Raw genomic sequence first — 12,547 nt, forward strand, 5'->3', positions numbered from 1 at the left:
CCGCGGGCGCGCACGAGGTCGACGATCCGGGCGTCGAGCCCTTCGCAGGCCACCAGGCCACCGCGGCCGACGCCGGCCGCCGCGTCGACCGGGCGGCCGCAGGCGGCGAGGATCGCGGGCACGGCGTCGGCGGCCTCGACCATGGAGGGGTAGCCCAGGACCAGGAGCTGGCGCGGGGTCTCCTCGACCAGCCGCACCGTCGCCTGCCGCACGACCGCGAGCGTCCCCTCGCTGCCGGCGAGGAACCGGTCGACCGAGCGGCGCTCGGGCAGCAGGTGCTCCATCGAGTAGCCGCTGACCTGCCGGGAGAACCGGCCGAAGCTGGTCCGGACGTGGCTCAGGTGCTGCTCGGCCAGCGCCGCCAGCCGGGCGGGCACGTCGTCGGCGGCCGAGCCCCAGATCGGGTCGATCGCGACCACGTTGTCGGAGGTGCGGCCGTAGCCGAGCGCCCGCGAGCCGCAGGCGTTGTTGCCGATCATCCCGCCGATGGTGCAGCGCGTGTGGGTCGAGGGGTCAGGGCCGAAGCGCAGGCCGTGCGGAGCCGCGGCCCGCTGGAGCTGGGCGTGGACCACGCCCGGCTCGACCACCGCGGTCCGCGCCTCGCGGTCGATGGAGACGACACGGTTGAGGTGCTTGACGGTGTCGACGACCAGCCCGCGCCCGACGGCGTTGCCGGCGATCGAGGTCCCCGCGCCACGCATCGTCAGCGGCACCCCGACGGTCCGGGCGACGTCGACGACGGCCAGCAGCTCGTCCCCGTCGCGGGGGCGCACCACCGCCTGCGGCACGACCCGGTAGAGCGAGGCGTCGGAAGAGTAGAGCGCGCGGGTCAGCGTCGAGTCGTCGGCGTCGGTGACGCCGCGGCGACGGAGCTCCGCGAGAAGGTCGGCCGTCGGGGCGGCGCCGGAGTCGGTCACCAGTGCTCCATCGACCCGCGGAAGACCGCCGCCAGGTCCTCGCCGGTCACCTCCCGCGGCGCGGTCGCCAGCAGCCGCTGCTGCTTGAGGGCGCCGTCGACGAGCGGGTCGACGTCGGCGTCGCCGTACCCGACCTCGGCCAGGCCGTTCGGGATGCCGATGTCGCGCATCAGCCGGGCCAGGACACCCGGCAGCACGTCGGGGCCGTCAGCCAGGTCGGCGTCCGGCTCCAGGAGGCGCGCGGCGCGCAGGTGCCGCTGCGGGTCGGCCTCGAAGGTGAACCGGAAGGCCTCCGGCGCGGTGAGCGAGACGGCCATGCCGTGCGGCACGATCGGCTCCTCGGGCGGGTAGCCCTCGGGGCGGAACTCGCGGACCCGCCCCGCGATCGGGTAGGCGTTCGCGTGCGGGATGTGGACGCCGGCGTTGCCGAAGCCGAGCCCGGCGAAGGTCGCCGCCAGTGCCATCTGCTCGCGCGCGTCGGCGTCGTCGCCGTCGCGCACGGCCGCGCGGAACGCGCCGGCCAGCAGGGAGAGCGCCTTCTCCGACCACATGTCGGCCACCGGGTTGGCGCCGCAGTACGGCACCCGCTGCTCGGGCTGCTTGGCGTCGAAGTCGGCGTACCAGCGGGCGGTGTAGCTCTCCAGCGCGTGGCAGAGGATGTCCATCCCCGAGGCCGCCGTCACCATGGCCGGCTGGCTCATCGTCAACGCGGGGTCGACGACCGCCAGGGTCGGGCGCAGCGCCGGGTGGCTGATCCCGGTCTTGACGTGCAGGGCCAGCACGTCGAGCACGCAGATGGTCGTGCTCTCCGAGCCGGTGCCGGTCGTCGTCGGCACGGCCACCAGCGGCAGGAGCGGGCGGCTCGGCGCCTGCGCCTTGCCCACGGGCGCGTTGATGTAGTCCATCAGCTCGCCGGGGTTGGTGGTGAGCAGGTTGACCGCCTTGGCGGTGTCGATCGCGGACCCGCCGCCGACGGCGACGATCGCCTCGAAGGGGCCGGCGTCGCGGGCGAAGTCGATCGCCGCGGTGAGCGAGGCGTCGGTCGGCTCCACGTGCACGGCGTCGTACGTCGTGACGTCCAGGCCGCGGGCGGCGAGCTGGTCGGCGATCCGCGCCGGGTGGCCGGTCGCGGCGACACCCGGGTCGGTGACCAGCAGCACCCGGCGGGCGCCGTACGTCGTGAGGTCGTGGCCGATCTCGGCGGAGGCACCGGTGCCGAACTTCAGCGCAGGAGCGGCGTAGGTGAAGACAGTCTCGGACACCGGGCAACGATATCGGCCCCTGCCACGGGTCCTGCCGAGCGCCCGCGGTGCGGGCTGCGAGGCGAGCCGGTCAGCGGCCCGGGCCGGCAGCGTCGAGCGCGGCGCGCACCAGCGGGTGGACCGGCACCGAGCCGTCGGCGACCGCGGCCAGCGGCACCCACGCGGCGGCGTCGCTCGTGCCGGCCTCCTCGGCGACCGGCTGGGCCGGCGCCCCTCCCGCCGCACCGGTGAGCACGCCCTCGAAGACAAGCTGGATGCCGTGGAAGTCCTCGTCGCGACCGGACGGCGCGGTGCCGCGGATCGACTCGTCCGCGACGTGCAGCACGCGGCCGATCGCGACCTCGAGCCCGGTCTCCTCGCGGGTCTCACGGGCGGCGGCCACCGCCGGGCTCTCCCCGTGCTCGACCCCGCCGCCGGGCAGCGCCCACAGGCCCGTGTGGAAGCCGGCCGGGGAGACCCGGGAGAGCAGCACCTCGCCGTCGCGGAGCACCAGGGCGTACGCCGCGGTGCGCTGCAGGCGCGCCGGCCGGTGCCCGGCCAGCGCCTCGACGACGACCGGGCTGACCGGGACGGCCCCCGACACCACGTCGGCCACCGGCCACCAGCGCGCGTCCACGGTCGTCCCGCCGACCTCGACCACCCGCGGCGCGGGCGCGTCGACCGGCACGTGCCCGTCGTAGACCAGCCGCACGGAGTGCACGTCGGCCCGCCGGCCGTTCCACTGGGCGTCACGCCGGCGCCCGCTGAGCACCCGGGCGGCCTCGCCCACGGTCACCTCGAGACCGGTCTCCTCACGGAACTCGCGGACCACCGCGTCCCGGGGGTCCTCGCCGTGGTCGACGCCGCCTCCCGGCAGGGTCCAGACCTCGTCGCGGGTGATGCGCGGCGCGAGCCGGGTGAGCAGGACCTCGCCGTCGCGGAGGACGACGGCGTACGCCGCCAGCCGCTGCAGCCGGCGCCGCTCGCGGCGTTCGCCCCGGCTGCGCTCACCCCGACCGCGGTCACCTCGGCCACGGTCGCCCTTCCTGCGCTCACCCTTGCCGCGCTCACCTTTGCTGCGCTCACCCACGACGCCCACCGGTTCCCATGGCTCAGGAGAACGGCGGCCGGTGGTCGAGGGTGATCGAGCGCCGACCGGCCCAGCGCCAGACCCGTGCGGCACGGTCGCGGTCCTCGTCGGTCACCAGGTTGCCCATCCAGCGCAGCGCCAGCGTCATCAGCCAGTCCGAGCGCATGCCCGCCGGGCCGAAGGTCGGGAGGACCCGCGGCACCGTGACCAGGCCCGCGAGCCGGCGGGCGATGGAGAACGCCTCGCCGTAGTGCTCGCGCAGCAGCGCCGGCCACACCACCGAGAGGTCGCGGTGCTCGCTCATCACCTCGGCCAGCAGCCGGCCGCTCTCCAGGCCGTAATCGATGCCCTCGCCGTTGAGCGGGTTCACGCACCCGGCGGCGTCGCCGATGAGCGCCCAGTTGCGGCCGGCGACGTGGGAGACGGCACCGCCCATCGGGAGCAGCGCCGAGGTCTTGGCCCGCAGGTCACCCGTGAGCGCGAAGTCCTCGCGGCGCTGCTCGGCGTAGAAGTCCATGAGCGGCTTGATGGCGACGTTCGCCGGCCGCTTCGAGGTCGCCAGCGTGCCGACGCCGAGGTTCACCTCGCCGTTGCCGAGCGGGAAGATCCACCCGTAGCCGCTGAGCACCGCACCCTCGGCGTCGCGCAGCTCGAGGTGCGAGGAGATCCACGGGTCGTCGCTCATGCCGGAGCCGACGTAGGACCGGCCGGCGACGCCGTAGACGGTGTCGCGGTGCCACTCCCGGCCGAGCACCTTGCCCAGGGGCGAGCGGACCCCGTCGGCCACCACCAGGCGGTCGCAGGCGACCTCGAACCGCTCGTCGCCGCGCTGCAGCACGACCGCCGCCACCCGGTCGCCGTCGCGGCGCACGTCGACCGCGCGGGTCCCGTCGAGGGCCAGCGCACCCGCCTTGATCGCGGTGGTCCGCAGGTGGTCGTCCAGCTCGGTGCGGGCGACCGCCGACCCCCAGCCGGGCAGCCCCGTGCCGGACTCCCCCGGCCCCGGCCACGGCAGCAGCAGGGTCTGCCCGAAGCCGTGGGCGCGCAGGCCCTGGTTGACCGTGTGCGCGCGCAGCCACTCCTCGAGGCCGAGCCGCGACAGCTCGGCGATCGCGCGCGGCGTCAGCCCGTCGCCGCAGGTCTTGTCACGCGGGAAGACCGCCGCGTCGACGACCAGCACGTCCGCCCCACCGCGAGCCGCCCACGCGGCTGCGGCGGAGCCAGCGGGGCCGGCTCCGACCACGAGGACGTCGGTGCGGGTCGGTGTCGTGCTCACCTCCCGATTCTCGCAGGCGGCCGGTGACCGCCGGCAGCCGGAGCGGCGCGGTCAGGCCGGCGCCTCCTCAGGGGGCAGGTAGCGGCGCGGCGCGGCGTCGTACTCCTCGGAGTCGGTGAACATCCCCTTCTCGACGTCGAAGTCCCGGCCGGTGTTGTCGACCTCGACGTCGTCGGGCCGGTTCGCCGGGTCCAACCGCTCCTGGCGCTCGGCCTCGACCTGCTCGATCGACTCCTCCGGCCGGTCGGCCAGCTCGTCGCGTCCCTCGTCCACCATGGCCGGTCCTCCTGTTCGGGGCCATCCATGGGACCACCTCGACGGGTCCGGCGTCGAGGGCTTCCCGGCGGATCTCGACACGCCAACGCCCCGCCCACGCAAGCGTGGACGGGGCGTTGGCTCGCTCGATCTGGTTCGTCAGACCAGAGCTGAGCTTCGCTCAGCTCTGGTACGAACCAAAGTCGAAGTCGTCGAGGGCGACGGCCTGGCCGCCGCTCCCGCCGAACTCGTAGTCGTAGGAATCGTAGCCGGTGACGGAGTACGCCGCGGCGCGGGCCTCCTCGGTGGGCTCCACCCGGATGTTGCGGTACCGCTCGAGGCCGGTACCAGCCGGGATCAGCTTGCCGATGATCACGTTCTCCTTCAGACCGCGCAGGGAGTCCGAGCGGCCGTGGATCGCTGCGTCGGTGAGGACGCGGGTGGTCTCCTGGAAGGAGGCCGCCGACAGCCACGACTCGGTCGCCAGCGAGGCCTTGGTGATGCCCATGAGCACCGGGCGACCCGAGGCCGGCGTGCCGCCCTCGGAGACCACGCGCCGGTTCTCCTCCTCGAAGATCACGCGGTCGACGAGGTCGGACGGCAGCAGGTTGGTGTCACCCGACTCGATGACCGTCACCCGGCGCAGCATCTGCCGGACGATGATCTCGATGTGCTTGTCGTGGATCGCCACGCCCTGCGAGCGGTACACGTTCTGCACCTCGTCCACCAGGTGCTCCTGCGCCTTGCGGACGCCCAGGATCCGCAGGACGTCCTGCGGGTCGGGCGTGCCCGAGGTCAGGTGGTGCCCGACCTCGATGTGCTCACCGTCGGCCACGTTGAGGCGCGAGCGCTTCGACACGGCGTACTCCTGGACCTCGGAGCCGTCGTCGGGGGTGACCAGGACCTTGCGGGCCTTGTCGGTCTCCTCGATCTCGACCCGGCCGGCCGCCTCGGCGATCGGCGTACGGCCCTTGGGCGAGCGGGCCTCGAAGAGCTCGACCACACGGGGCAGACCCTGCGTGATGTCGTCCGCGGAGGCCACACCGCCGGTGTGGAAGGTACGCATCGTCAGCTGCGTGCCCGGCTCACCGATCGACTGGGCGGCGATGATGCCGACCGCCTCGCCGATGTCGACGAGCTTGCCGGTGGCCAGCGAACGGCCGTAGCACTTCGCGCAGGTACCGGTGCGGGCGTCGCAGGTCAGCACGGAGCGGACCTTGACCTCCTCGATGCCGGCCGCGATGAGCTCGCCGATCTTGACGTCGCCGAGGTCGCCGCCCGCCTCGACCAGCACGTCGCCGGTCTCGGGGTGGGTGACCTCGACGGCGGCCGAGCGGGCGTACGCAGCGGTCTCGGCGTTCTCCGCCTTGACCACGACGCCGTCCTCGCGGCGCTCGCCGATCCGCTTGGGCAGACCGCGCTCGGTGCCGCAGTCGTCCTCGCGGATGATGACGTCCTGGGAGACGTCCACCAGACGACGGGTCAGGTAGCCCGAGTCGGCGGTCCGCAGCGCGGTGTCCGCCAGACCCTTGCGGGCACCGTGCGTCGCGATGAAGTACTCCAGGACGGTCAGGCCCTCGCGGAAGTTCGACTTGATCGGGCGCGGGATGATCTCGCCCTTCGGGTTGGCCACCAGGCCACGCATGGCGGCGACCTGCCGGATCTGGTTCATGTTTCCGGAGGCACCCGAGTCGACCATCATGTAGATCGGGTTGGCGCGGTCGAAGTTCTTCTCCATCGCCTTGCCGACCTCGTTGGAGGCCTCGGTCCAGATCTCGATGAGCTCCTGGCGGCGCTCGTCGTCGGTGACCAGACCGCGCTCGAACTGCTTCTGGACCTTCGCCGCCTGGGCCTCGTAGCCGGAGAGGATCTCCTGCTTGTCGGCCGGGGTGACGACGTCCTCGATCGAGACGGTGACGCCCGAGAAGGTCGCCCAGCGGAAGCCGGTGTCCTTCAGCGCGTCGAGCGACGCGGCGACCTCGACCTTGGTGTAGCGCTCGGCGAGGTCGTTGACGATCGCGCCGAGGGCCTTCTTGCCCACCTCGTAGTTCACGAACGGGTAGTCGGCCGGCAGGGTGTCGTTGAAGAGCACCCGGCCCAAGGTGGTGTCGAGCGTGATCGCCCGGCCCTCCTCGACGTCCATGCCCCAGTCCAGCGGCGGCACGACGTCGTCGAGGCGGACCTTGATCCGCGACTGGACCGAGATCTCGCCGCGGTCGAAGGCCATGATCGCCTCGGCCGGCGAGGAGAACGCGCGGCCCTCGCCCGGCTCGCCCTCACGGTCGGTGGTGAGGAAGAACAGGCCGATGATCATGTCCTGCGTCGGCATGGTCACGGGGCGACCGTCCGACGGCTTCAGGATGTTGTTCGTCGACAGCATCAGGATCCGGGCCTCGGCCTGCGCCTCCGCGGAGAGCGGCAGGTGGACGGCCATCTGGTCGCCGTCGAAGTCGGCGTTGAACGCCGAGCAGACGAGCGGGTGGATCTGGATGGCCTTGCCCTCGATCAGCTGCGGCTCGAAGGCCTGGATGCCGAGGCGGTGCAGGGTGGGTGCACGGTTCAGCAGCACCGGGTGCTCGGTGATGACCTCCTCGAGCACGTCCCACACGACCGGGCGCGCGCGCTCGACCATCCGCTTGGCGGACTTGATGTTCTGCGCGTGCGAGAGGTCGACGAGCCGCTTCATCACGAACGGCTTGAACAGCTCCAGCGCCATCTGCTTGGGCAGACCGCACTGGTGCAGCTTCAGCTGCGGACCCGACACGATGACCGAACGGCCCGAGTAGTCCACGCGCTTGCCGAGCAGGTTCTGGCGGAAGCGACCCTGCTTGCCCTTGAGCATGTCCGAGAGCGACTTCAGCGGCCGGTTGCCCGGGCCGGTGACCGGACGACCACGGCGACCGTTGTCGAACAGCGAGTCGACGGCCTCCTGGAGCATCCGCTTCTCGTTGTTGACGATGATCTCGGGGGCACCGAGGTCGAGCAGCCGCTTGAGGCGGTTGTTGCGGTTGATGACGCGGCGGTACAGGTCGTTGAGGTCGGAGGTCGCGAAGCGGCCACCGTCGAGCTGCACCATCGGCCGCAGGTCCGGCGGGATGACCGGGACGGCGTCGAGCACCATGCCCTGCGGCTTGTTGCCGGTCTTGCGGAAGGCGTCGACCACCTTGAGGCGCTTCAGCGCACGGACCTTCTTCTGGCCCTTGCCGTTGGCGATGGTGTCGCGCAGCGACTCGATCTCGGCGGCGATGTCGAAGGACTCGAGGCGCTTCTGGATCGCCGTGGCGCCCATGTGGCCCTCGAAGTACTTGCCGAACCAGTTCTTCATCTCGCGGTAGAGCATCTCGTCGCCCATGAGGTCCTGGACCTTGAGCGACTTGAAGGTGCTCCACACCTCGTCGAGGCGCGCGACCTCGGTCTCGCCGCGCTTGCGGATCTGCGCCATCTCGCGCTCGGCGCCGTCCTTGACCTTGCGGCGCTGGTCGGCCTTGGCACCCTCGGCCTCGAGGGCCGCGAGGTCCTCCTCGAGCTTCTTGGCGCGGTCGGCGAGGGCGGTCTCGACGCGGTTGTTCAACCGGTCGCGCTCCATGCCGACCTTGCCCTCGAGCGAGGCGAGGTCGCGGTGGCGGGCGTCCTCGTCGACCGAGGTGATCATGTAGGCCGCGAAGTAGATGACCTTCTCGAGGTCCTTCGGCGCCAGGTCGAGCAGGTAGCCGAGCCGGCTGGGCACACCCTTGAAGTACCAGATGTGGGTGACGGGCGCGGCCAGCTCGATGTGGCCCATGCGCTCGCGGCGCACCTTGGACCGGGTCACCTCGACGCCGCAGCGCTCGCAGATGATGCCCTTGAAGCGGACGCGCTTGTACTTGCCGCAGTAGCACTCCCAGTCCCGGGTGGGACCGAAGATCTTCTCGCAGAAGAGGCCGTCACGCTCGGGCTTGAGCGTGCGGTAGTTGATGGTCTCCGGCTTCTTGACCTCGCCGTGGCTCCACGTGCGGATGTCGTCCGCGGTGGCCAGGCCGATCTGGAGCTGGTCGAAGAAGTTCACATCGAGCACGATGGCTGTTGTCCTTCGTTAGTTGCTGAAAATCAAGACTTGGACCGATCGACCCCGATCCGGCGGCCGTGACCACCGGATCGGGGTCCCCGCGAAGTTCTCGAGCGAAGCGATGAGAACTTCGTGGGGTGATCAGACTTCTTCGACGGAGCTGGGCTCGCGGCGCGACAGGTCGATCCCGAGCTCCTCGGCGGCACGGAAGACGTCCTCCTCCGCGTCGCGCAGCTCGATCTGCGACCCGTCCTGGCTGAGCACCTCGACGTTGAGGCAGAGCGACTGCATCTCCTTGACGAGCACCTTGAACGACTCCGGGATGCCCGAGTCGGGGATGTTCTCGCCCTTGACGATCGCCTCGTAGACCTTGACGCGACCGGGCACGTCGTCGGACTTGATCGTGAGCAGCTCCTGCAGGGCGTAGGCGGCGCCGTACGCCTCCATCGCCCAGACCTCCATCTCGCCGAACCGCTGGCCACCGAACTGGGCCTTGCCGCCCAGGGGCTGCTGCGTGATCATCGAGTAGGGGCCGGTGCTGCGCGCGTGGATCTTGTCGTCCACGAGGTGGTGCAGCTTGAGGATGTACATGTAGCCGACCGAGACCGGGTCCGGGAACGGCTCGCCGGAGCGGCCGTCGAACAGGTGCGCCTTGCCGGACTCGTCGATCATCCGCACGCCGTCGCGGTTGGGGATCGTCGAGCCGAGCAGCCCGGTGATCTCGTCCTCGCGGGCACCGTCGAACACCGGGGTCGCGACCTTGGTGTTCGGCTCGGCCTTGTCCACGCCGATCTTGATGAGGCGCTGCTTCCAGTCGGAGCTGTCCGGGTCCCCGGAGAGGTTGAGGTCCCAACCCTGCTTGGCGAGCCAGCCCAGGTGGAGCTCGAGGATCTGGCCGATGTTCATCCGTCGCGGCACGCCGAGCGGGTTGAGCACGACGTCGACCGGGGTGCCGTCCTCCATGAACGGCATGTCCTCGATCGGCAGGATCTTCGCGATGACGCCCTTGTTGCCGTGGCGACCGGCGAGCTTGTCGCCGACGGAGATCTTGCGCTTCTGCGCGACGTAGACGCGGACCAGCTGGTTCACGCCCGGCGGCAGCTCGTCGCCCTCCTCGCGGTCGAAGACCCGGACGCCGATGACGGTGCCGGACTCGCCGTGCGGGACCTTCATCGAGGTGTCGCGCACCTCGCGCGCCTTCTCGCCGAAGATCGCGCGGAGCAGGCGCTCCTCGGGGGTCAGCTCGGTCTCGCCCTTGGGCGTCACCTTGCCGACGAGGATGTCACCGGTGGTGACCTCGGCGCCGATGCGGATGATGCCGCGCTCGTCGAGGTCGGCCAGCATCTCCTCGGAGACGTTCGGGATGTCCCGGGTGATCTCCTCGGGGCCCAGCTTGGTGTCGCGGGCGTCGACCTCGTGCTCCTCGATGTGGATCGAGGTGAGGACGTCCTCCTGCACCAGGCGCTGGCTGAGGATGATCGCGTCCTCGTAGTTGTGGCCCTGCCACGGCATGAACGCCACGAGCAGGTTGGTGCCCAGCGCCATCTCGGCGTCGTCGGTGCAGGGACCGTCCGCGATCGGGCTGCCGGCCTCGAGCCGGTCGCCCACGCTCACCAGCGGACGCTGGTTGATGCAGGTGCCCTGGTTGGACCGGCGGAACTTCGCGAGGCGGTACGTCGAGTAGCTGCCGTCGTCGTTCATCGTCTCGACGGCGTCGGCGGAGACCTCCTTGACGACACCGGCCTTGTCGGCGGTGACCACGTCGCCGGCGTCGACCGCGGCGCGGTACTCCATGCCGGTGCCGACCAGCGGCGAGTCGCTCGTGATGAGCGGCACGGCCTGGCGCTGCATGTTGGCGCCCATGAGCGCGCGGTTGGCGTCGTCGTGCTCGAGGAACGGGATCAGCGCGGTGGCGACCGAGACCATCTGCCGCGGCGAGACGTCCATGTAGTCGATCTCGCCGGCCAGGGTCTCCGAGACCTCCGCGTCGCGCTGTCGGACCAGCACGCGCTCGTTGACGAAGCGCATGTCGTCGTCGAGAGCCGCGTTGGCCTGCGCGATGACGAAGCGGTCCTCGTCGTCGGCGGTCAGGTAGTCGATCTGGTCGGTGACCTGGCCGTCGACGACCTTCCGGTACGGCGTCTCGACGAAGCCGAACGGGTTGATCCGCCCGAACGACGCGAGCGAGCCGATCAGGCCGATGTTCGGGCCTTCGGGGGTCTCGATCGGGCACATCCGGCCGTAGTGCGACGGGTGGACGTCCCGGACCTCCATGCCCGCACGGTCACGGGAGAGACCACCGGGGCCGAGCGCGGAGAGACGCCGCTTGTGCGTCAGCCCCGCGATCGGGTTGGTCTGGTCCATGAACTGCGAGAGCTGGGAGGTGCCGAAGAACTCCTTCAGCGCCGCCACCACGGGTCGGATGTTGATCAGCGACTGCGGCGTGATCGCCTCGACGTCCTGGGTCGTCATCCGCTCGCGGACCACGCGCTCCATGCGCGCCAGACCGGTGCGGAGCTGGTTCTGGATCAGCTCGCCGACGGTGCGCATCCGGCGGTTGCCGAAGTGGTCGATGTCGTCGGCCGCGATCTCGAGGGCGCCCTGCGGCGCCTCGACCTGCTCCTGGCCGTCGTGCAGCGCGACGATGTACTTGATCGCAGCGACGATGTCGTCGATCGTCAGCGTCTGCTGGTCGAACGCCTCGGTCAGCCCCAGCTTCTTGTTGATCTTGTAGCGACCGACCTTGGCCAGGTCGTAGCGCTTGGGGTTGAAGTAGTAGTTGTTGAGCAGCGTCTGCGCCGCCTCGCGCGTCGGCGGCTCGCCCGGGCGCAGCTTGCGGTAGATGTCGAGCAGCGCGTCGTCCTGCGCCTGGGTGTGGTCCTTCTCCAGGGTCAGCTCGATCGACTCGTAGACGGTGCCGTCGGGGCGACGGAACTCCTCGAGGATCTGCTCGGTGGTGAGGCCGAGCGCCTTGAGGAGCACGGTGACGTTCTGCTTGCGCTTGCGGTCGAGGCGGACCCCGACGAGGTCGCGCTTGTCGATCTCGAACTCCAGCCACGCACCGCGGCTGGGGATCATCTTGGCGGTGTAGATGTCCTTGTCGGACGTCTTGTCGGCCGCACGCTCGAAGTACACGCCGGGGCTGCGCACCAGCTGCGAGACGACGACGCGCTCGGTGCCGTTGATGATGAAGGTGCCCTTGTCGGTCATGAGCGGGAAGTCGCCCATGAAGACCGTCTGGCCCTTGATCTCACCGGTGTCGTTGTTGGTGAACTCCGCCGAGACGTAGAGCGGAGCGGAGTAGGTGAAGTCCTTCTCCTTGCACTCGTCGACGGTGTACTTCGGGTCGTAGAAGACCGGGTTCTCGAACGAGAGCGACATGGTCTCGGAGAAGTCCTCGATCGGCGAGATCTCCTCGAAGATCTCCTGCAGACCGGACTTGCTCGAGACGTCCTCGCCCTCGGCGCGCCGGCGCTCGACGGCGGCGTTCCACTTGTCGTTGCCGATCAGCCAGTCGAAGCTGTCGGTCTGGAGGGAGAGGAGCTGCGGGACCTCGATCGGGTCCTGGATCTTGTTGAACGAGATGCGGCGGGGGTTGCCAGAGGTGGTGCGCGCGGCCAAGAGGTGTCCTTCGAGGATCGCTGCCAGAGTGGCGCCATCGCCCCCCACTAGCTGGGCCACCGGGCAGGCCGAGCTGCATCTGAGGGCAGGCGCAAAGCGCTA

The 12,547-nt window shown here is 70.7% G+C and carries 7 protein-coding genes; all 7 read right to left on the minus strand.

Annotation, left to right across the window (positions count from 1 at the left end; genetic code table 11):
• Positions 1-920 (minus strand): FAD-binding oxidoreductase (locus ACSMHG_RS15265; RefSeq protein WP_435746705.1); only part of this gene is annotated, 920 nt, incomplete at its 3' end.
• Positions 914-2,179, minus strand: a complete 1,266-nt coding sequence (locus tag ACSMHG_RS15270; protein ID WP_435746623.1) for a hydroxyacid-oxoacid transhydrogenase — start codon at positions 2,177-2,179, stop codon at positions 914-916. The genes ACSMHG_RS15265 and ACSMHG_RS15270, both read right to left, overlap by 7 nt.
• A gap of 70 nt (positions 2,180-2,249) precedes the next feature.
• Positions 2,250-3,248, minus strand: a complete 999-nt coding sequence (locus tag ACSMHG_RS15275; protein WP_435746625.1) for an NUDIX hydrolase — start codon at positions 3,246-3,248, stop codon at positions 2,250-2,252.
• A 22-nt stretch (positions 3,249-3,270) separates the two neighbouring features.
• Positions 3,271-4,524, minus strand: a complete 1,254-nt coding sequence (locus ACSMHG_RS15280) for a geranylgeranyl reductase family protein (RefSeq protein ID WP_435746627.1) — start codon at positions 4,522-4,524, stop codon at positions 3,271-3,273.
• Between the two features lie 51 nt (positions 4,525-4,575).
• Complete coding sequence (locus tag ACSMHG_RS15285; RefSeq protein ID WP_435746629.1) at positions 4,576-4,800, minus strand: hypothetical protein; 225 nt, start codon at positions 4,798-4,800, stop codon at positions 4,576-4,578.
• A 160-nt stretch (positions 4,801-4,960) separates the two neighbouring features.
• The gene (locus tag ACSMHG_RS15290; RefSeq protein WP_435746631.1) at positions 4,961-8,833 is read right to left on the minus strand and encodes a DNA-directed RNA polymerase subunit beta'; all 3,873 of its coding nucleotides are present in this window, start codon (positions 8,831-8,833) and stop codon (positions 4,961-4,963) included.
• A 132-nt stretch (positions 8,834-8,965) separates the two neighbouring features.
• On the minus strand, positions 8,966-12,445 hold the full coding sequence (gene rpoB / locus ACSMHG_RS15295; RefSeq protein WP_435746633.1) for a DNA-directed RNA polymerase subunit beta: 3,480 nt from the start codon (positions 12,443-12,445) through the stop codon (positions 8,966-8,968).
• Positions 12,446-12,547: the final 102 nt, after the last annotated feature.

The organism is Nocardioides ureilyticus, from assembly GCF_051280745.1.
Classification (GTDB): Bacteria; Actinomycetota; Actinomycetes; order Propionibacteriales; family Nocardioidaceae; genus Nocardioides.